Genomic DNA, 20,118 nt, shown 5'->3' with positions numbered 1-20,118 from the left:
AGACGTTAGAGCACCTTTCTACCGACGGAGTTAATGATCATCCCTTAATCACCTCCCGATACGCGCGCAACGCCTCCCGTTTCCTGGGTTTAACGATAAGTCTCTCCGGAACGAACGGACATCGTCCCGGATCGCGTTCAGGGACCCCTATCCTACGTCCGTATCGGACTATCTCGGGTTTGTTCAGACCGACCAACGGACGTAGTACGATACCATTCACTTGAGACTCCTCCAGCTTGAGGTTCCATACGGTTTGACTCGCCACTTGACCCAATGAGTCACCGGTGACAATACAATCACACCCGAGCCGATCGGCCCATTGAGAGGCACGCTCGAGCATCCTCATCTTGCAAACAACGCACAGGTATCGTTTGAGTCGTCCGGTCAGTCGCTCCTCGGCGGTCTCCAGGAACTCACGGTGCGACTCGTCCACTAGGAGATCGAAGTCCGGGCACCAGCGTCGGAGGACTCGCTCGTTCTCACGGGCCGCTTCAAGCTCCGACTCCGTGACTAAAAAGTGCAACCCTTTGCACTCGAGTCCTCTACGCATAACCATCCACGTGGCCACGGGACTGTCGAAGCCTCCAGAAAGTAAGCACAGCGCACGCCCCTGCGTGCCCACAGGAAGACCACCGGGACCGGCTTTCTCGGGTCCGCAGACGTAAGCGACGTCGGGATAGACCTCCACCAGCAGTCGGGACCCACGCTTGCTAGTCTTACGGCCGGTAGACTCGACGATCTCCCTCACGGACTCGAACAGCGCATGTCCCGAAACGCCGTCGTGGTGTGACCGGACGTCCACCCTGATCTCCTCTGGGCACTCCCGCAACGCGCGTCGCGTGGCTTTGAGTATTGTGGCCGGTTTCGGTCTCACCTTGTATCCCGGTAGCGCACCTTCGACACCGAACTCCGAAGCGGCGTTCGGATGGTGGCCCGGGACTATTAGCCTCGGCCCGCGTACCCGGACCACCTCGCCGAGCCTCCGCTCTAACCGCCGCGCCAGTTCACCCAGTAACGTCTTTCGGACGGGCGCGCTCTTAGCCGTCACCTCACCTGAGGGCCTAATCAAGGTCACCGGCTTCATGGAACTACCCCCTACAAGCTCGGCCGCCCACCGCTCCGGTCATCGTTCCCCGAGGCCTCGGGTGTCCTCATCGCCCCCGAAGGCCGTTTTACGGGCGGGTCGAGGTCCCGTCGAGGGCTCCTGTGTTCACGGTTCTGAAGCTCGGAGGGAGTGTGATCACCGACAAATCGAAACCGAAAACGGCCAGGGAAGACCGTATTCGAAGACTTATGAAAGTCATCTCAGACTGGAGGGGAGATTTAGTACTCATCCACGGCGGCGGGTCGTTCGGGCACTACGCGGCGTCGAGAGTAAGCGACCTGCAAAAGGGTGTTTCGGAGGTTCGACGGGCGATGCACGAGCTACTTTCTATCGTCGAGAAGGTGGCAGTGGACTCGGGAGTGCGCGTGTACCCGGTGACACCCGCGACGGTACTGTACTCGCTCAACGTGTTAGTGGACCTGTTGGAACGTGGTTGCGTTCCCCTACTCTACGGTGACGTCGTCCCGGACCACGACGGGGACGGGTTTAGGATCATGTCGGGCGACGAAATCGCCGAGCGGGTCTCCTGGCTGGGCCCGGACCGGGTCGGTTTCGGGATGAGCGTCGACGGAGTTTACCCGAGAACACCGGAGGAGGGGGAGCCCTTAAGGGAGCTCTCTCCGGATGAAGCGCGAGACTTGGCACGGCAGCTGGAGGGTTCTGCCGGCGTAGATGTGACGGGGGGCATCGCGGAGAAACTGCGAAGGGCCGCACGCATAGCGGAGCGCGGCGCGGAAGTGTACATGTTCGATGCTCGGGATCCGGAAAACGTCGACCGATTCCTTCGGGGTGAGCACGTTGGTACGAGGATCACGCGCTGAAGGGATGAGAGAACGGAAGTGGGAACACGTGCTAGCGTGTATTTGGGAGGACGTCGAATCGGAGGAAAGCCCGCTGTTCGACTGCGTGAAGATAGTACATCGGGCGCTCCCGGAGCTCGACTTCGACGACGTGGACATGGAAATCGAACTCTTCGGGAAGCGGCTCTCCTTCCCGCTGATAATCGCCGGAATGACGGGAGGCCATCCTAAAACCGGCGAGATCAACCGGAAGCTCGCCCGAGTAGCCCGCGAGCTTGAGATAGGTATAGGGGTCGGAAGCCAGCGAGCCGGCGTGAAGGATCCGGAGGTGCGGTGGACGTTCGAGGTGGTACGGGAGGAGTACCCCGACGGCCTGGTGCTGGCCAACATCGGGCTCCCGCAGCTGCGCGAGAACGGCCCAGACCTCGCGCTCGAAGTCGTCGATATGGTGGACGCAGACGCGCTGGCCGTTCACGTGAACGTGCTGCAGGAAGCGGTTCAGTTGGAAGGTGAGGCGGACGCCGCCGGGTTCGTGGACGTACTCGCCGAAGTCTGCGAAACGGTGGACGTGCCGGTGGTCTTGAAGGAGACCGGAGCCGGCGTGTCAGCCGAAGACGCCAAGTTGGTCCGGGATATCGTGGACGGTATCGACGTCGGTGGAGCCGGTGGAACCAACTGGGCGGTGGTCGAAGCCGTCCGGTCGAAGGCCCACGGTGAGATACCACTCGGCTACGCGTTCTCCGATTGGGGAGTCCCCACAGCGGCTTCAATACTCGAAGTCAGAAGCGTCGTCGGTAACGATCTCGCGATAATTGGAACCGGAGGCGTGCGCACGGGAATGGACGTCGCGAAGGTTCTGGCTCTAGGTGCGGACTGCGCCGGAATGGCCTTACCAGTGCTCCGTAAAGTGCTGGCCGAGGGCGTCAGAGGCTGCGTCCGCTTCCTGAAGTCGATCGCTCGCGAGGTCAAGATCGCGATGTTGATGGCGGGGTGTTCGTCCGTGGAGGAAATGAGCAGCGTCCCCATAGTAGTGTACGGGAAGCTGCGTGAGTGGTTGGAGTGCCGGGGAGTCCCACTCGATCTCGTCTGCACCGGTGATCGCCGAACGGGGTGGAACCGTTGACCGTCGAGGTGTTCGCAGTAGGGGGATACGGCGAGGCCGGTGGACGAAACATGACCGCGGTCCGCGTGGACGAGGAGATAGTGATCTTCGACTGTGGTATGTCCCTGGACAAATCACTAGTTTTCGAAAAAGATTTTCAGAAAGCCTCAGCCAGGGAACTCCGTAGAGTGAAAGCGATACCGAACGACCCTATCTTACGCCCCCATCGTTCCAAGACGGTCGCCGCGGTCCTGTCCCACGCTCACTTAGACCACATCGGAGCGGTACCTAAGCTGCTCTTTAAGTACAAGTGCCCGGTATTCGGAACTGAGTTCACAATAGAACTCGTGAAAGCCGACCTCAGGAATGAGATAAGGTACGCAGATGAAGCCGAAGATATCATGATTAACTTGTACACAGTCGAGCCTGGAGACGAAGTGCAGATCTCCTCGAAACTCCGACTTGAATTTATCCCTATAAGCCACAGCATACCGTGCTGTGTCCTACCAGTGTTGCATACTCCCTACGGAGCAATAGTATATGCGTGCGATTTTAAGTTCGATGATAATCAAATAATAGGATACAAACCGGATTATAAAAGGCTCAAACAGCTGGGCAAAGAAGGTGTGTTACTGCTCATTACTGAGAGTTTGAGGGTCGCTGAAGAAATTAAGACACCTTCCGAATCTGTAGCTAGGGAAATGGTAAACGACGTGCTCAGATTCGCCGACGAGGAAAGTGAGGGGATTATCGTTACAACGTTCTCGTCACACATAGAACGGATACAGGCGATCGCAGACACTGCGGACAGATTAGGCAGGAAAGTGATCCTCGCCGGAAGATCCATGGGCAAATACGGGAGGATCGCCGAAGAGCTCGGTCTCCTGAACCTCCCCGCGGGTGCCAGGATTTACGATCGCCCCGAGACTATTCGGCGGGGACTCGAACGGGCGAACAAGGAGAAGGAGGATTACCTACTGATCGTCACGGGACACCAGGGAGAGCCGGGCGCCGTGTTACCGCGGATCGTTGACGGCGAGCTCCCGTACCGACTGACCGAAGAAGATAGCGTAGTGTTCTCGTCGTCCACAATTCCGTCCCCTATAAATCGAGCCAACCGCTACGTGTTGGACACCAAGCTCCGGCTGAAGGGTGTGAAAATGTTCAAGGACGTGCACGTGTCAGGGCACGCGGGTCGTGAAGACCATCGCCTAATGCTCAGAATGCTCCAGCCGGAGTTCATCGTCCCGGCACACGGTGACCCGGATATGCTGGCCGCGTACGCCGAACTGGCCACTCAGGAGGGTTACGAGGTGAACCGAGACGTATTCATAATGTTCGACGGCACGAAGCTAAGTCTGCCGTTATAAGGGGACGATTCCATGCGGAGTGAGATACTGAAAGAGCTGAACCGTGCACGCGAGCTCGTCGACGCCAAGATTGAGGAGGTACTACCCAGAGGAGGCCCAGAGGACCTCTACGATGCGTGTTGGCACCTAATCGAAGCGGGAGGTAAGCGAATCCGACCCCTCCTCGCCATCAAATCGTGTCTCATGTTAGGTGGATCGGAAGAGGACGTACTCCCTGAAGCGGTCGCGGTCGAGCTGATTCATACGTTCACTCTAATTCACGACGACATCATGGACGAAGACGACGAACGACGCGGAGTCCCGGCGGTACACGTGAAGTGGGGAGTACCGGTAGCCATACTGGCGGGAGACACCCTGTTCTCCAAAGCCTTCGAAGTGGCGGCGGAAGGCGGAGACGTAGAGGCAGTGAAAGAACTCGCCCGCGCCTGCACGGAGATCTGTGAGGGCCAAGCCATGGACATCGGGTTCGAGAACAGGACTGAAGTCACCGAGGATGAGTTCCTCGAAATGATCCGGAAGAAAACGGCAGCGCTCATACGGACATCGTGCGTCGTAGGCGGGCTTAAAGCCGGGGCGAACCGCGAGCAACTGGAAGCGCTTCGGGAGTACGGCGAGAACTTGGGGATCGCGTTCCAGATACAGGACGACGTCCTCGACCTTGTCGGAGACGAGTCCGAACTCGGTAAGCCCGTGGGCAGCGACATCGTCGAGGGGAAGAAGACGCTGATCGTGATCAAGGGCCTGGAGCTCGCCGATGAGGAGCAGCGGGAGCGCATACTTTCGGTCCTCGGGAACGAGGATGCTTCACGCGAGGACGTTCGCGAGGTTATTCAGATACTCGAAGATCTCGGTGCGATAGATTACGCTAAAAAGCGGGCCCGAGAGTACGCCGATCGCGCTAAGGCTGCGCTGCGCGAGCTCCCCGAGAACGAGCATCGGGAGTTCCTAGAAAAGTTGGCGGATTTCGTTGTAGAGAGGGAGTTCTGAAGTTGGCACTTCCCAGGATATACGTGGAGACCGACGAAGTTCCAGAGAGCGGCAAGATCTTGCTCACGGACCCCGAGTTCGAGGTGATCGTACGCTCGCGTGAGCTAGCGGAGAAGATCGCCGAAGAGTTAGACGAGCCGATATTCTACGAACAGGTGGTGTACGAGGAGGCCAGGTCAGTCTTCGACGTACCGGAGGCCAAGGTCACCCGACACGTCGTCATAGAACCGGTAGATCGGCGATCACTCGTCTTCTTGAAGCCCGGGGACCGGGTGTACCAGATACCGGTTGAAGGTTACGTAGTCACACCGATAGCCGACGTAGGAGATCGGCTCAGGAAAGGTGATCCACTGGCCGCCGTGACGACTCGCAGTGGGAACGTTCGGTACGTCGAGGCACCTCAGGACTGTCTGGTGGTGTACGTCTGTGAGCAGCCCGCAATCCGAACCCAGAGACGACCGAACTACGAGTACTACATCGCACCTACCGAGTGAACGCACCGTCGAGAGAGCCCTGCGCTCGGCCTTACGCGAAGTACTCCACGGATCACTCCCACGGGAAGTGGGAATCGAGGTAAAGGAGATCCGGCCCGGCCGCGGACGTCCTGAACTCGTCTACGCCCGAGCAGAACTCGTGGTCCATAAGGAATCGCTGAAGGCTACCCTCATCGGTCGCGAGGGCAGCACCATCCGAGAGATCGGCAAGCGGGCCCGTGAACTCCTGGAGGAACGCGTCGGAAAGCCTTTCTACCTAGATCTAACCGTCGTAGTCGACCCGAAGAGGTCACCCACTAACCGGTGGTTCAAGGTACGAGACTCTTCGGAAGCCTGGTTGTGCCCCGCCTTCAAACACCCTCACCTCGTGTCCGTGAGGGAATCCAGAATACGCGGCAACGCCCGAGTGGCGGCGTTCGTGGAGCTGGAGCACGTCACAGTCCACGGAGGCGCCATGATCTCGAACTTCTCTTCGATCCGTCGCTCAGTGTTACACAAACGGGTTTCCGTGTCCTCACACTGTGAAATCGAACGCTCGGAACTCGGCCCGGTGACTTTCGTCGGAGATGGAGCAGAGATCCATGGGTGTAAAATCGAGGAGCGGTGTTTCGTGGGCATGAATGCACGCCTCTCGCGCTGTGAAATCGGGAGATGGTCCGTAGTAGGTGCGGGAGCTCACATCAGCGACTCGCGCGTTCCTGAGCGTAGTCTAGTTGTCGGCAACAGCATTGTAGACCGTCTCGACGTTTACACTCTAGTGGTTGGCAAGCGACTCAAACTGGAACTGAACGGTGGCGAAATATGGTCAGGGCAAGGTGAGAAGTACTACGTCTGTTACCTGCCTGAAGACAATAGAATCACAGTCCGTCCTGAACCCACGGAGAGGGTTCTGTGCGAAGTTCGGAAAGCCAACGATAAATGGGAGGTGAGAGGGGAAGGGTTCGTTCGCACGGTCCGAGGGTCGTCGCTACACTGGTACGTGGGACATGAGCGAGGGCTACTGGGTTAGACCTTCAGAGATTCTCGCAGTTCCTTCACGATCTCCGCGATGTCCATCTTGGTGACCCTGTTCAACACGAACTTAGCGTCTTTCTCCGACTTCGCTAGATGAAACGGCCCGAGGCGCTCCACGTTGGAAATCGTCTTGCGGAATACCCTGTTAGCGACGGGATCGTCGAACGGTTCGGTGTTTATGTAGAGCTTCGGGTTCCGACCCTTGATGGACAACGAGCCGTAGTAGACGCATGAGTTCACTCCTTGCTCCACCGGTCCCTCTCGAACGATCACCGTCTTGACGAAGCTGTCGTCACCCAGCTTGACCCTCTCATCCGCTAGAATATAATCCGCCTCTATGGAACCGGCTGATTCGAAGTCATTACACAGCACCGCCGCAACGCTGAGGCCTTGACTGGCCTTGACCGACCCTGGCGTGATCAGAACCTCCTTGACCTCCACGTTGTTAGCGAGCGAGATGTCGTCTCCGCTGACCATACTCCCTTCTATTATCACATCCGCACTCGTCTTCAGTGAATTAATAGAAATTACATGGCCTTTTACCGTAGAGCCTTCTCCGATTTCCAACTTGTTTTCACAAATTACATTCCCGTAAATCTTTACATTACTCCCAATTGAGATGTTTTTAGCCACAATCGTCCCGTAAATTCGCGAATTATCTTTGACATTAATTTCCTCCTTAACTACTATGGGCTCATCCTCTTGGAGTGCCTTAACCATTGAATTCTTTCCTATTACAATACTACCCTTCACCTTTGCTATCGCCATTTCAGTCTCGGGTGGAACCAGAAGTCGCTTCCCTTCCTCATACCTTTTAATTTCATCCTTCAACTTACTTTGTGCCTTCCTAAGCTTCCTAATCTCCTCATCCCTTCTCTTAATTTCCTCCCTGAGCTTCCCGATATGCTGGCGAGCCTTTTCCAATTTCTTCTCCCTATCTTTGAGCTTCTTCTGGAGATTACTCAGCTCAGACTTCAGTTTGTCTATTTTCTTCCTAAGTTTTTCGTTCTCATTCCTCAGGGCTTCGACTTCGTTGGCGAGGTCGTCTCTTTCGCTTTTAACCTCCTTAAGTTTACTTTGAAGCTTAGCTAACTGGTCCTTGAGTTTCCCCACTTCTTTCGTTTCTTCCTTTAGCCTATCTCTCTCCTCCTTAATTTCATTATACTTCTCTTTGAGTTTCTTTAGATTCTCTGCGAGACGACGATTTTGGTCCGAGAGATCCTCCAGCTTCGACTTAAGCTCATTGTATTTCCCAGCAATCTTTTCGTACCGTTCACGGTACTCTTCCGCTTTTTCTTTAAGTTCCTCCGATTCTCTTTTAGCTTTTTCTAACTTTTCTTTCAGTTGCTTCGAAATTTTGATGTACTTATCAAGTTCCTTCTCTTGCTTCTCAAGTTCTTCCTTAAGTCTTTTAATTTCGGACCTTAGTCTATCCCTCTCTCCCATCGCACTCTTGGCTTTGTTGCGCCATTCGTCTAATTCTTCTCTAAGCTTTTTATTCTCGGCTTTCAGCCGCTCTAGTTCAGCTTCCAAATTCGAGGGAGCGGTACGCTCTTCCGGTGGCTTAGGAGGCTTAATTTCAGCCGGTGGGCGCTCTTCTTTCTTCTTTTCCTCCTCTTCTCCACTAGGAGGTTTTTCACTAGGTTTCGGGGGTTTAAGCTTTAATTTGGGGACGGCCTCTGCGCCTTTCGACTCGCCGGGCCTCCCCTCCGGCTTGGGGAGCTTGAGCTTCGGAGCTCCCTCACCTTCCTCCGGAGGTTTAAGCTTGAGATCTATCTCGGGCCGTTCACGCTTACCACCTTTTCTCTTTTTAAAAATCAATCATCTGCCTCCCCAGGCGGCTATCAGCCGAACATGTCCTCGGGTGGAGGTGTGGCCGGCTGCCCGGGAATCACGGGTGGAACCATGGTCTCGGGTTCCTTCTCGATTTCCGCCTTCACGCGGTTCACGAGCTTCTCATCCTTAATAATCTTCACTATCCTGGGTTGTGGTCTGGACTCATTCGGAGAAGGTATCAAGGGTAAGTCGACGATGACGTGGTCGTCTTCCTCGATCTCTCCGGCTATCCTGGGATCGACTTCGGCGATGATCGTAGGGCCGCGGTGCAAGCTCACTGTAGCCAACACTTTTATATCGGCGGAGATCACCCCACCGTCATCCGGCTTTATAATCGTCTCGACTTTCCCGAGCTCGTATGGCAAGGACATCACACCTCCTTATCTTTCTCGCCGTGAGATGCGTAAAAGACTGATCACACCGATCGCGTTCACCATCCAGTACGAGATCAGCCGGTCTAATAGTGCAACCGCAGCGCTGGTTCCCGGGTCGATCCCCCACAGCCTGTAAACCGATGCAGTGGATATCTCCACCAGTCCGAGTCCACCGGGAAGTAACGGGAGAACACCCGCGAACATCGAGACCGTAAACGACACCACGATAACGGGTAGGGGCACCTCGCGTCCCAACGATAAAAACACGACGTATGTCCTGAGGATCTCGCACCCCCACACTGCAGCCGATAACAGGGTGCCCTGAATCAGCGTGAGACGATCCTGGAGGAGCTCTCGAAGCTGCTTCACGAACCTTTCCACCCACTCATCAAGCTCCTCCCACAGGCGGCGTGCGCGTACGCGACGAGATACACGGGACAGGAGCCGGAGAACCCCTCGAGCGACCCTGTGCACGTATCGCTCACTCGCTAAGAACCAAAGCGACAGTATCAAAGCGGCTGTAAGAAAAGACACGCCACCGAGTAGGATGACGAGAATCCCGCCTCTTCCTCCACTTCCCGCGATCAGGAAGGCGCTCAACAGTAGTAGTAACGTCAGGGGAAAGTAGTCGAGAACCCTATCGATAACGACGGAGGAGGCGATATCACGCGCCCGGTACCTGGTCATACGAGCCAGTAGGTACACACGGAGTGGCTCACCGCCGCTCCTGGCGCTCGGGGTGATGTTGTTCACGAGCATCGAGACGTTATTGACCGCGAAGACCAGGCGGAACGGTGCCTTTACCCCGCCTCGTACCAACACCAGGTGCCATCGCAGCGCCCACAGTAGTAAGTCAACCAGTTGGATACAGACGGCGAGCGCGAACAGCCGCGGCTCCGTTCTCGCGATTACGGTGAGGACCTTACGAGGATCGAACGACCAAATCATGATGAGGACAACGGCTACACCCGCCGCCATCGCCGGTATTGCCCGTCGTTTCACGACGCCGTCGGACACGACGTCTACTCCCTCATCCTTCCTTAACGAGTACTGCGTAGAAGAATCCAGGGACATCCGCACGATGGGGGAGGAAGACAACGCCCGGACCTGAGCGTCTGGCGGGTCGAAGCACCGGCGTCTCGGGCTCAAGGTTTAGCTCCCGTATCGCACGTTCGACCACGAGTTCGTTTTCGGTGGGCGTGAGAGTGCACGTGGAGTATAGGAGTCTTCCGCCCTCCTTAAGGACTTCGTATCCGGCTCTGAGCAACGAATACTGGTAAGACGGTAGCCCGAGCGCCTCCTCGTAAGTCGCCTCGACCCAGAGTTTCGGCCTGACACCTAAGGCGGTGCAAGGCGGGTCAACGAGGACAACGTCTGCCGTTCCCCGCAGCCTCCTGACGACCTTCCTGGCGTCCCCGTGCACGGTCTCGACCCAGTCGATACCCAGGCGACGTAGTCGAGCCTCCATCCGTTCGAGTCGTGGTGCGGAGCGGTCGATAGCTACTATCTTGGACTCCGGACCGGTGATCTGAGCCACGTGGGAACACTTCCCACCCGGAGCCGCACAGAGGTCGACCACGGTTTCGCCGGGCTCCGGAGACAGGGCCTCTACGGCCAAGATGGAGGGCAGACCCTGGGAGTACACCCAACCTCGCCGGTACGCTTCGGTCTCACGGACTTTTGGGGCACTAAAGGTGGGGCGATCCACGCGGACGGCAGTACCTCGGTCCCGCTTTTCCATCTCACGCCCCTGGAGCGCCGCCTCACCGGATGCGACCGGGTGCCCGCGTTCCGAGACTACGGTCACGCGGTCGCCTCTACGGATGTCGGGGTCCGCTTGCACCACCCCGGGAGCGTAGAGATCCGCCCCCACGTAGACGCTCTCGGCCGCGAACTTGTCGGCGACTACGACGTGGTGGTTCCCCTCCACGGGGTACGGTCCTTTCACCTCGATCTCGACCGCGTACTCGGAGTAAGGAGACTCTCTAACCTCCCGATCGGGAAAATCCGAGGCGAGACATTCGACGACATCCTCCAGGTCCGCTTTCAGAGTGTTAACCCGGAGCGTGTAGCGCCGAACCGGAGTTCGGAGGGCGGCCAGCAGTGAGGGATAGTCGGCTACGCGCTCACGGAGTACGTGCGCGAGTCGCGGGTCATCGAGCTCCGTCTTTCGGAGGATGGGAGTGTCCCCTCAGCTCGGGTGGATCTCGTCACGTCTCAGGCGAAGGCCGTGATCTTCATCGGGCATGTCGGGTCAAAACTCGACGAACTCTACCTTCTTCTCATCGGGGTCGAGCAGCGCGGCCGTTCGGCGCCCGGTGACGTACCCACATACCTCTCCGGGATTAACCACGAGCGTGTCTCCGACCACGCGCTCCTCCGGTTCGTGGGTGTGGCCGTAAACCACCAGATCGTACTCGCCACAGCGGGCGAGGGCCTCGACTACGGCCTCTTCGGTGCCGTGAATCATGGCCACTCGGAGACCCAAGACCTCGCCCGTGAAGATCTCGCCGACCAGCTCGAAGCCCACTTCCTCCGCCTTTTCGCGCAAATAGTCACGCTCGCCGTCGTTGTTTCCAAAAACCCCTATAAACTCGTCACACTCCACCTTCGCGAGCACCGGGAGGGTGAAGGGAGCCACGTAGTCACCCGCATGGAGTACGACCTCAACGTCCGCCTCGTTCAGCTCGCTAGCAAGCCGTTCGATGGCCTTCAGGTTGTCGTGGGTGTCCGACAAGATCCCGATCATCATGAATCCCCCTTGAGGGGGTGAGGAAGGTTACCCGAAGTTTTGAAACGCGTCACCGGGGTGAACTCTCGCCGCGTGCTGCGGCAGGCCGTTCGCGTCTCGCTTAAGCCGGTATATAAGATGTACGAGAGGATACTTGAGGAGAAGGTGAAGGAAGGCAGAGTCCCTGAGCATGTAGGCATCATTATGGACGGAAACAGAAGGTTCGCCCGAGAGCTGGGATTGGAACCGTGGGAAGGTCATCGGTACGGAGCTGACAAACTCGAGGACGTGCTGGAGTGGTGTCTCGACTTAGGTGTTAAGGCTGTTACTGTGTACGCGCTGTCTACCGAGAACCTGAACCGACCGAAGGAGGAGCTCAAGCGGCTCTTCGACCTCATGGAAGAGCGGTTCAAGGCACTCGCGGAGAGCGAGCGGATCCATCGACGAAAGGTCGCCGTCCGTGCCGTCGGGAGGCTCCATCTGCTCCCGACCCGTGTCCGCAGAGCTATCAAAAAGGCCGAACGCGCCACTAAGGAGTACAAGGACAGGTTCCTGAACGTCGCCGTAGCCTACGGTGGGAGGCAGGAGATTATCGACGCTGTTCGCGAGATAGCGCACGACGTGAAAGTCGGCCGGCTCGACCCCGATGAGATCGATGAAGGAACGTTCAGAAAGTACGTATACGTGGGAGATCTCCCGGATCCGGAGCTGATCATAAGAACCAGTGGTGAGGAAAGACTCAGCAACTTCCTGCTCTGGTACTCCGCGTACTCCGAGCTGTACTTTGTGGACGTGTACTGGCCTGAGTTTCGGAAGATTGACTTGCTGCGCGCGATCCGTGAATTCCAGAAGCGTGAAAGAAGATTCGGGCGGTAAGGGGGGAGAGGAATGAAGGAGTTGATGGGTGTAGAGCCGCAGACCGAAGGACAGGAGCGACTGGTCGAAGCGCTGCTAAACGAGGAGAATGAAATAGTGGCCGTGTTCGGCCCCACGGGCACCGGTAAGACCCTGTTCTGTGCGGCGTACGGCGTGCAGGCCGTGATGGAAGGTGAGTACGACCGGTTCATAGTGACCCGTCCACTCGTCGACGTGGCCACCAAGCAAGAGATGAGCTCCGCGGACCTGCCCGAGAAGTTCGAAGAGATGGTGGTTACCCCGGTCATGGACGTGCTCTCACGGTTCACCGGGCGGGACGAGCTCCAGCAGTTAGTGGACGAGGGCAAGATCATGATCGTGGATACGCACTTCGTCCGTGGACGCACGTTCGACGACGCCGTGATACTGCTGGATGAAGTCCAGAACATGCTGCCCGAGAACGCGGGTGAGGTGCTGGCGCGAATGGGTCACAACTCCCGACTGCTGATCACCGGCGACCCGGTACTTCAGAAGGACGTCGACATCGACCGGTGCGGAGCCACCGTGATGCGTGAGGTCTTGGCAGAGGAACCCAAGGCGGAAGTCGTGGACCTGGGCACGAGGGACATCGTACGCCCCGGTGCTGAGCGGGGCGTGCACCTACAGCTGGAAATCCGCGTCCGTAACAGGGAGATGAACGACGTGGAGCGGGAGATCATGGACGTGGTCCAAGTCGAGGCACCGGACGCCGACGTGCTCACGGTGCTCTACGTGGAGCCGATCGCGGAAGACCTCGAGATCAAGACCGAGAACGTTCCGCAGGCGGTGATCGTTACCAAGGAAGGCCACGTAGGTCGCGTCGTAGGAACGGGAGGTGAGCGTATCGAGAGGATAGAGGCGGAGACGAACATGAGGATCGTCGTGACGCACCTCACACTGGACTTCGTCGACTTCATCGCGGACATCCACCCGGTGCCGTGGATAGGAGAACGTATCGTGGACGTGGACATAGCCGGTCCGAACCTGAAGGTATGGATCGACCAGAAGGACTTCGGACCGTTCATGGGACAGCGGGGCAGGTACGCGCGGTACGTCGAGGAGGTGCTACAGGAGCTACTGGGGATGGGACTGGAGGTCGAGCAGGCTTGAGCGAGCTGATGGTCGACGTGCACCTCCTTTCCCACAAACCAGTTCCTGAGCGGAGGCTCGAGAAAGAAGTATCCGAAGCCCTGAGGCGCGCCGGCTTCGACGTGTTGTCGGTGCGAGCAACCCGAGGATCCGACATCGTCGGGGCCTTCCGCGCCGTGGAGTACGTGATCCTAGTGGACGTCCGAGGTGAAGGGGATCCGGAGGGTCCAGTCAAGAGAGCCCTCCGGGACTACGGTCGCGTCGAGGTACAGGTCGGAAGCAGGTCCGGATCGGGGGAGTGCGATGAAGAGGCGCTGGAAGCTCTATTCGAGGGTAGTAAGGGAGCTGATAGCGGAGGGTAAGAACGACCGAGTAGCGGCGGCACTCGCCCTGGAGGGATACAGGAGGCCACCCGGCGGAGACCGCGTCCACGACGATATCGTTACGCTAATCAAAACGGAAAGAGGGCTGGAAGGAGCGTCACTCCACCCCGAGAAATGCCTCCGACTCCGGGAGATACTGGGACTGAAGCTGAAGGAAGTGTGGCGCAGGTTTCAGGAGCCTCAGGCCCGGAGCGCAGCCCTCGATGCGGTGGCGAGCGCGGAGAACGTGGAGCCTGAGGAGGAGATCAGCTTGCCCAGGGACTACGGCAGAGCCGTTACCCTCCGAGCGAAGATCGTCGCCGACACCGCCGAAAAGCTCGGCGATGAGGTGATACTGGTGGGATACTCCGCCCACATAGCGCGAGAACTACGGGATCGCGGAATACTCCTTCAGATCGTAGACGAGGATCCACGTCTCCGGGTCGAGAGGAATATAAAGTTCGGTGAATCCGTATTGCTCTCTACGGGAATGGTACTATCCAACGGTTCGGTGCGCAGGTTCCTAGCTTCTCATAAGGGCCCTGTAGTGCTCTACTCTCAGTCGTGCCCTCACCTTACAGCCGTGTTGACGCGACAGGGGGTCGTAGACGCGGCCGTCGTGGAAGAGTTCCCTTACCACTTCTCTCCCGGTGGAGAGTGTAAGTTGAGAGTCTATGAACCCGAGCGCCCAGCACGTTAACCGACTGGAGGTGGTGATGAGTTGCTCGATACGGTCAAAGATTATATGAGTGGTGTAATCAAGAGAAAAGCTAAGCGGGGCAATCTTGACATTGCAATGTTGATTGACGGACCGAATATGCTCCGTAAAGAGTTCGATGTCAGTTTGAAGGAGGTTAGAGAATTAGTTGAAGAATTGGGTAATATTAGAGTAGGATTAGCGTTCCTGAACCAATACGCTTCGGACAAACTTATTGAAGCTGTAGCCAATCAGGGTTTTGTTCCTAGAGTGATTCCGGGAGACGTTGATGTGTACTTAGCGGTTGAGGCAATGGAACTTATTTACAGTGATAACGTCGACGCAATCGCACTAATGACGCGTGACACTGACTTTCTTCCAATTATAGCTAAGGCGAAGGAGCAGGGTAAGGTCACCATTGTAATAGGAGCAGATCCAGGATTTAGTACAGCACTACAAAATGCGGCAGACTATGTAATCAAGCTTAAACCGCGCAAGGAGCGGGAATCAGAGGGGAAAGAAGAGAAACCCGAAGAAGCTAAGGATGTGGTGAGTGACGAATGATTAAAACCATAAGAACTCCAGTAGGTGAGTTCAAGCTGTTGGTAGACTCCTACCAGCTCGACCTGCTCCGTGACGTAAGGCGCGTTTTCGTCTTCACCTCGATGGTAGCGGAAGTCGCAGAGGACACTTTCGCGGACCTTGGAGCCGGCACAGGACCTTTATCGGTGGTTGCAGCCCACGCCGGCGCCGAGCGCGTGATCGCCGTAGAAAAGAATCCCAAACGAGCCCGACTTCTCGAGAAGAACCTCAGGAAACACGTCCCGCACGACGTGGAGTGGGAGGTAGTAGTAGGGGACGCGCGGGATGTGGATGTGAACGCCGATGTGGTAGCATGTGAGATGATCGACACACTACTCCTAGAAGAGAAGTTCGTACCCGTCATCAACGCCGTTCTCGAGAGGTATGAACCGACGATCGTGCCACAGGAAGTGCGGATTGGGGCCAACCCTATCCGCCGACCACCTAGGACGCCGAGATATCGGCCGGGTCTCCCAGAAGACATCGAACCACTTGAGGTAATCCGGACCGACAAACCCATCCCCAAAAAGTTCGAGTACGAAACTCCGGAGCCGGGATACGCGTTCTTTACTTGGGTGGAGTACGAAGGGACGATCGCGGGTGGCAGCGATGTGTTCTGTCCCGTCCTCGAGCTCCCAACACCCGGTGACGTGTTGATCGGCGTTCGCGGAGCCGGATTGCCCTCACTCCGCTCATACACCCCGGAGCATCAGGACCACACCTAGGGCTATGAGAGCTCCGGCCAGCATCCACTGGAGTGTCGCCGCCTTCTTCCTCCTACGTTCGTATTCCATCCGGCACTTCTCGCTGCAAAATCGCTCCCCTTCCGGGATTGCGGCCCCACAAACGATACAGTGGGAGTGGGGAGGTACGCGCTCCGTCAAACCCTTTCACCCCTCGATTATCGTCCCATTATGACGGCCTCGAACCACGTTTTCCAACCCACGGGACCGGAAGTCTTCCCACGAAACCACGTGCGTGACGATTTGACCCCTGCTTATCATCTTGGCGGCGAGGGGGTCCACTACGAAGCTTCCCCCCGCCTTAAGCTCAGCGCGGACTGCCAGTTCTTCCAGCTCTTCGGGCCTCAGTTCCCGGAGTTTGCGCGCGCCTGGTTCACTGGGGTCCTTGTCGTACACCCCGTCGACATTGGTAACTATGACGAGTGGACCCTCGAGCAGTTCCGCGATCATGGCCGCTACGGCGTCGGTTGTGTGGCCGGGATGTGTACCACCGCAGACTGCCACACCGTTCCGCCGGACTATTCTCGCGGCTTCTACTGGGGTCTCAGGCACGTGCAGATCGTGCAGACCCAACGCCGCCCCTAGAAGCATCGCGTTCAGCCGGGTAACGGCGATACCCATCTCGTCGAGTAGAGTTTCCGGTGTCCCGAGGTTTCGCGCTACGTTTATGTACCGACGGGCGGTCGGCCCACCACCGACGACGACGCATATCTTCAGCCCGGAATCGAGCCCATTTCGCAAGATTTCGGCGGTTTCCTTGATGCGTTCGGGTTTATCCACGTTTACGACCGAGCCACCCAGTGCCACGACCGAATACATGCTGTCTCACCCCTAGGGGGTGTTCACGATGGCCGAATCGTCTACGGTCGAGAGATATAGGTTCAGGAAGATGATAGAGAGACTGGAAAACCTGCGCGGACAAGGCACCGAGCTCATCACGATTTACATCCCGCCGGAGAATCGTCTGAGCGACGTCATCGCTCAGATGCGGGAGGAGTACTCCCAAGCCAGCAACATCAAGAGTAAGCGCACCCGGAAGAACGTCCAATCAGCTATCGAGGTCGTGATGCAGCGTCTCAAAATGGTCGGAGAGACTCCGGAAAACGGACTCGTAGTTCTCGTCGGCACCGTCCAGGACGGTACCAAGGAGAAGATGGTCGCGGAGCTGATCGAACCGCCCGAGCCCGTGGACCGGTTCATCTACCGATGTGATTCGAAATTCTATCTAGAACCCCTCAAGGAATACCTCGAAGAGAAGGACGTCTACGGAATCCTGGTAATGGACCGCCGGGAGGCCACGATAGGTCTCGTGAAAGGTAAGCGAATCGAACCCGTGAAGAGGCTGACGTCCGACGTGCCGGGTAAGCATAAGGCCGGAGGTCAATCTCAGCGTAGGTTCGACCGGTTGATCGAGCACGCCGCCCACGAGTTTTACCAGAAGGTGGGAGAAGCCGCCCGCGAGGCTTTCGAAGACGTGAAGGATCTGAAGGGAATCATCGTCGGAGGTCCAGGTCCCACGAAGGAGGAGTTCCTGGACGGCGACTACCTCCCCAAGGATCTAAAGGAAAAGGTACTCACCGTGGTGGACGTCGGCAACACGGACGAGTCCGGGCTCCGGGAGGCCCTGAACAAAGCCGAAGAAGCGCTGAAGGAAGCCGAGCTAGTCCGGGAGAAGCGCCTCGTGCGAAAGTTCATGGAGGAGGCCGTGAACGGTGAACTCGCGGCGTATGGAGAGGAAGTCGACGAACTCCTCAAGATGGGTGCCGTGGAGGTACTGCTAGTTTCCGAGGACCTCGAGGGATACAAGGTAATCCTACGATGTCCGGAGTGCGGGTACGAGAACATCGTTACGGTGAAGGAGAAAGACGAGGCGAAGAAATACGTGGAAGAGTGCCCGGAATGCGGGGAAGCAGAGCTCAACGTGGAAGAAATCAAAGACATAGTGGATTACTACGTGGAACTGGCCGAGCAGATGGGATCCAACGTCGAGATCATCTCAACCGAGACCGAAGAGGGCGCTCAGTTTTATAACGCGTTTCGGGGACTCGGAGCCCTGCTCAGGTTCCGACCCAAGTGAAGGGGTTCGCCCACGTTGGCCGAGGAAACCACACCTCGCGACCCGTTTTCGGTTACGATTCGCACCATAAGAACATCGATCCGGGACGCGATCTCGTCCGTGTACGAAGTAGACGAGCTGATAGAGGTTCCTATCGACGAGAACCCACCCGTCGAAGGTGCCGATCTGGCCACGCCGGTGGCACTCTCCCTAGCTAAAGAGCTGGACGAGAACCCCAGAGAGCTGGCTGAAACGATCGTCGAGGAGTCTGACCTCGACGACGTGGTGTTCGTGGAAAAGGCTTGGGTGGAAGGCCCGGGCTTCATCAACTTGAAGCTCGACAGGTCCCAGTACGCGGCGCTGACGCTCAGGTCGATATTCTACTACGGCGAAGAGTACGGCTCGCTCGACCTCGGTATGGGTCGCCCCGTAATCTTGGAGCACACTAGCGCGAACCCCAACGGTCCTTTACACATCGGCCACGGTAGAAACGCTGTCATCGGGGACATTCTCGCGAGGTGCATGGTCTTCACGAACTACGGGGTGGAAGTGCAGTATTACGTGAACGATATGGGTAAGCAGATCGCGATGCTCGCGTGGAAGTACATAAAGGAGGGGCGGCCCGAAGTACCCGAGGGCGAAAAACCGGACGAGTTCTTCGGTAAGCTGTACACTGAAGCCGCGCGTGAGATCGAGGAAGATCCCGAGCTGGAGGAAGTAGTCGAGAGGTTCCTGAGATCGTACGAACGTTACCTAGTGGAGGAAGAATCTCGAGCGGAGCGCATCGCCGACGCGTTCCAGACCGTAGTGGAGGAGTGTCTGAGAGGGCACATCCAAACGCTGGAGCGCCTCCGGGTGGCGCATGACCGATTCGTGTACGAGAGCGAGTTCGCGCGCGATGCACTGGAGATCGTGGAGAAGCTGCTGGACATGGGAGTCGCGGAGGAGCGCGAGGATGGAGCCGTGGTAGTCGACCTGGAAGACTACGGAATCGACAAGGAGCTCGTACTCACGCGCAGCGACGGCACTACGCTGTACACCACCCGTGACATCGCCTATCACCTCTGGAAGCTCGGACGAGCCACGTTCGTGGTAGACGTGCTAGGAGCGGATCACAAGTTAGCGGTCGAACAGCTACGGGCCGTACTGGACATGCTCGAGGAGAACCCCGACCGTATCGACGTGGTGTTCTACGAGTTCATCCATCTGCCGGAAGGATCGATGTCTACTAGGAAGGGTAGATACGTGACGCTCGACGAGTTCCTGGAGGAAGCCAAGAAGCGCGCACTCGAGAAGATGAAGGCAGCGGGCGTAGCGGAGGAACTGAGCGACGAGGAGCGAGAGAAGATCGCGGAGGAGATCGCCATAGGGGCCGTACGCTTCGCTATCGCCAGAGTGAGTCCCAACAAACCGATAGAGTTCGACTGGGACGAAGCCCTCGACTTCCGTCGTGGTGGACCGTTCATCCAGTACGCTTACGCGAGGGCCAAGTCGATCCTCCGGAAGGCAGACGAGGAGGTGAACCGCTTCGATGCGGCATACTTGAACGACGATCACTCGTTCGAGTTGATCCTCAAGATGTCGAAGTTCCCACGCCACGTAGCCCAGTGCGTGCGCAAGCGGCGCCCGGACATCCTCGCCGAGTACGCGTACGACCTGGCGAAGACGTTCCACACGTTCTACGAGGAGGTTCCCGTGCTGCACGTTGAGGACGATGAAGTACGGGAGGCGCGACTGAAGCTCGTAGAGGCATTCACGATCGTGGCGGAGAACCTGATGAATCTCCTCGGAATTCCGACGCTGGAGCGGATGTAATGTGTCAACTCCTTCCTCCAACCCAATTGTTATGGAAATCGTAACGATTGAACTCGACCCACACAAG

At 57.4% G+C, this 20,118-nt stretch carries 22 protein-coding genes; 14 read left to right on the top strand and 8 right to left on the bottom strand.

The window, feature by feature from the left end:
- Positions 1-37 precede the first annotated feature (37 nt).
- Positions 38-1,084, bottom strand: a complete 1,047-nt coding sequence (locus MK_RS04140) for a tRNA sulfurtransferase (protein ID WP_011019147.1) — start codon at positions 1,082-1,084, stop codon at positions 38-40.
- Positions 1,085-1,206: 122 nt separating this feature from the next.
- On the opposite strand from MK_RS04140, the gene MK_RS04135 reads away from it, so the two are divergent.
- From MK_RS04135 to MK_RS04110, 6 genes are all read left to right on the top strand, one after another.
- Positions 1,207-1,926 (top strand): isopentenyl phosphate kinase, encoded by a 720-nt coding sequence (locus tag MK_RS04135; RefSeq protein ID WP_011019146.1) that lies wholly within the window; start codon positions 1,207-1,209, stop codon positions 1,924-1,926.
- Positions 1,904-3,028, top strand: coding sequence for a type 2 isopentenyl-diphosphate Delta-isomerase (fni, locus tag MK_RS04130; protein WP_011019145.1), 1,125 nt, complete (start codon positions 1,904-1,906; stop codon positions 3,026-3,028). Before MK_RS04135 ends, fni begins: the two co-directional genes overlap by 23 nt.
- Positions 3,016-4,377, top strand: coding sequence for an RNase J family beta-CASP ribonuclease (locus MK_RS04125; RefSeq protein ID WP_011019144.1), 1,362 nt, complete (start codon positions 3,016-3,018; stop codon positions 4,375-4,377). Before fni ends, MK_RS04125 begins: the two co-directional genes overlap by 13 nt.
- Before the next feature lie 12 nt (positions 4,378-4,389).
- Positions 4,390-5,364 carry a short chain isoprenyl diphosphate synthase IdsA gene (idsA, locus tag MK_RS04120; RefSeq protein WP_011019143.1) on the top strand — a complete coding sequence of 325 codons (975 nt, stop codon included), beginning with the start codon at positions 4,390-4,392 and terminating at the stop codon, positions 5,362-5,364.
- A 2-nt stretch (positions 5,365-5,366) separates the two neighbouring features.
- Positions 5,367-5,858 carry a DUF2118 family protein gene (locus tag MK_RS04115; protein ID WP_011019142.1) on the top strand — a complete coding sequence of 164 codons (492 nt, stop codon included), beginning with the start codon at positions 5,367-5,369 and terminating at the stop codon, positions 5,856-5,858.
- Between the two features lie 67 nt (positions 5,859-5,925).
- Positions 5,926-6,867, top strand: coding sequence for a KH domain-containing protein (locus tag MK_RS04110; protein ID WP_011019141.1), 942 nt, complete (start codon positions 5,926-5,928; stop codon positions 6,865-6,867).
- Here MK_RS04110 and MK_RS04105 read toward each other — a convergent pair.
- The 5 genes from MK_RS04105 to MK_RS04085 form a co-directional block, all read right to left on the bottom strand.
- On the bottom strand, positions 6,864-8,693 hold the full coding sequence (locus tag MK_RS04105; RefSeq protein ID WP_011019140.1) for a hypothetical protein: 1,830 nt from the start codon (positions 8,691-8,693) through the stop codon (positions 6,864-6,866). The genes MK_RS04110 and MK_RS04105 overlap by 4 nt on opposite strands.
- Positions 8,694-8,716: 23 nt before the next feature.
- The gene (locus tag MK_RS04100) at positions 8,717-9,073 is read right to left on the bottom strand and encodes a hypothetical protein (RefSeq protein WP_148679598.1); all 357 of its coding nucleotides are present in this window, start codon (positions 9,071-9,073) and stop codon (positions 8,717-8,719) included.
- A 15-nt stretch (positions 9,074-9,088) separates the two neighbouring features.
- Positions 9,089-10,099, bottom strand: a complete 1,011-nt coding sequence (locus MK_RS04095; RefSeq protein ID WP_158295923.1) for a flippase-like domain-containing protein — start codon at positions 10,097-10,099, stop codon at positions 9,089-9,091.
- A gap of 13 nt (positions 10,100-10,112) precedes the next feature.
- Positions 10,113-11,030 carry a PUA domain-containing protein gene (locus MK_RS04090; protein ID WP_148679596.1) on the bottom strand — a complete coding sequence of 306 codons (918 nt, stop codon included), beginning with the start codon at positions 11,028-11,030 and terminating at the stop codon, positions 10,113-10,115.
- A 306-nt stretch (positions 11,031-11,336) separates the two neighbouring features.
- Entirely contained in the window at positions 11,337-11,831 is a 495-nt protein-coding gene (locus tag MK_RS04085) for a metallophosphoesterase (protein ID WP_226988677.1), read from the bottom strand.
- Positions 11,832-11,951: 120 nt separating this feature from the next.
- On the opposite strand from MK_RS04085, the gene uppS reads away from it, so the two are divergent.
- Genes uppS through MK_RS04055 form a run of 6 tightly spaced genes read left to right on the top strand, consistent with a single transcriptional unit; the run spans position 11,952 to position 16,162 of the window.
- A complete protein-coding gene (uppS, locus tag MK_RS04080) occupies positions 11,952-12,689 on the top strand; it encodes a polyprenyl diphosphate synthase (RefSeq protein WP_148679595.1) in 738 nt (245 codons plus the stop codon).
- Between the two features lie 12 nt (positions 12,690-12,701).
- Entirely contained in the window at positions 12,702-13,817 is a 1,116-nt protein-coding gene (locus MK_RS04075; RefSeq protein WP_011019135.1) for a PhoH family protein, read from the top strand.
- Positions 13,814-14,158, top strand: a complete 345-nt coding sequence (locus MK_RS04070) for a hypothetical protein (protein ID WP_011019134.1) — start codon at positions 13,814-13,816, stop codon at positions 14,156-14,158. Before MK_RS04075 ends, MK_RS04070 begins: the two co-directional genes overlap by 4 nt.
- On the top strand, positions 14,100-14,858 hold the full coding sequence (locus MK_RS04065) for a hypothetical protein (protein WP_011019133.1): 759 nt from the start codon (positions 14,100-14,102) through the stop codon (positions 14,856-14,858). Before MK_RS04070 ends, MK_RS04065 begins: the two co-directional genes overlap by 59 nt.
- Before the next feature lie 21 nt (positions 14,859-14,879).
- Positions 14,880-15,419: a TIGR00288 family NYN domain-containing protein gene (locus tag MK_RS04060; RefSeq protein WP_011019132.1), complete on the top strand. Its 540-nt coding sequence runs from the start codon at positions 14,880-14,882 to the stop codon at positions 15,417-15,419.
- Entirely contained in the window at positions 15,416-16,162 is a 747-nt protein-coding gene (locus MK_RS04055; protein ID WP_011019131.1) for an RsmD family RNA methyltransferase, read from the top strand. Before MK_RS04060 ends, MK_RS04055 begins: the two co-directional genes overlap by 4 nt.
- Here the strand turns inward: MK_RS04055 and MK_RS04050 are convergent.
- Both MK_RS04050 and pyrH read right to left on the bottom strand, forming a co-directional pair.
- Complete coding sequence (locus tag MK_RS04050) at positions 16,130-16,321, bottom strand: DUF2116 family Zn-ribbon domain-containing protein (RefSeq protein WP_011019130.1); 192 nt, start codon at positions 16,319-16,321, stop codon at positions 16,130-16,132. The two genes, MK_RS04055 and MK_RS04050, sit on opposite strands and share 33 nt — an antisense overlap.
- Before the next feature lie 6 nt (positions 16,322-16,327).
- A complete protein-coding gene (gene pyrH / locus MK_RS04045) occupies positions 16,328-16,999 on the bottom strand; it encodes a UMP kinase (RefSeq protein ID WP_011019129.1) in 672 nt (223 codons plus the stop codon).
- Positions 17,000-17,027: 28 nt separating this feature from the next.
- Here pyrH and prf1 point away from each other — a divergent pair, with 28 nt between their 5' ends.
- Positions 17,028-18,257, top strand: a complete 1,230-nt coding sequence (prf1, locus tag MK_RS04040) for a peptide chain release factor aRF-1 (protein WP_011019128.1) — start codon at positions 17,028-17,030, stop codon at positions 18,255-18,257.
- A gap of 15 nt (positions 18,258-18,272) precedes the next feature.
- Entirely contained in the window at positions 18,273-20,051 is a 1,779-nt protein-coding gene (gene argS, locus MK_RS04035; RefSeq protein ID WP_011019127.1) for an arginine--tRNA ligase, read from the top strand.
- The last annotated feature ends 67 nt before the right edge of the window (positions 20,052-20,118 follow it).

Origin of the sequence: Methanopyrus kandleri AV19, from assembly GCF_000007185.1 — an archaeon.
Taxonomy (GTDB): domain Archaea; phylum JAADCQ01; class Methanopyri; order Methanopyrales; family Methanopyraceae; genus Methanopyrus; species Methanopyrus kandleri.
This window is presented reverse-complemented; position numbering and strand designations above follow the sequence as displayed.

Bases quoted from the DNA above. Each gene is read 5' to 3' on its own strand.
- idsA (WP_011019143.1), top strand. From the start codon at position 4,390: ATGCGGAGTGAGATACTGAAAGAGCTGAACCGTGCACGCGAGCTCGTC.
- MK_RS04085 (WP_226988677.1), bottom strand. From the start codon at position 11,831: ATGATCGGGATCTTGTCGGACACCCACGACAACCTGAAGGCCATCGAA.
- pyrH (WP_011019129.1), bottom strand. From the start codon at position 16,999: ATGTATTCGGTCGTGGCACTGGGTGGCTCGGTCGTAAACGTGGATAAA.
- prf1 (WP_011019128.1), top strand. From the start codon at position 17,028: ATGGCCGAATCGTCTACGGTCGAGAGATATAGGTTCAGGAAGATGATA.
- MK_RS04065 (WP_011019133.1), top strand. From the start codon at position 14,100: ATGAAGAGGCGCTGGAAGCTCTATTCGAGGGTAGTAAGGGAGCTGATA.
- MK_RS04140 (WP_011019147.1), bottom strand. From the start codon at position 1,084: ATGAAGCCGGTGACCTTGATTAGGCCCTCAGGTGAGGTGACGGCTAAG.
- MK_RS04075 (WP_011019135.1), top strand. From the start codon at position 12,702: ATGAAGGAGTTGATGGGTGTAGAGCCGCAGACCGAAGGACAGGAGCGA.
- uppS (WP_148679595.1), top strand. From the start codon at position 11,952: ATGTACGAGAGGATACTTGAGGAGAAGGTGAAGGAAGGCAGAGTCCCT.
- MK_RS04055 (WP_011019131.1), top strand. From the start codon at position 15,416: ATGATTAAAACCATAAGAACTCCAGTAGGTGAGTTCAAGCTGTTGGTA.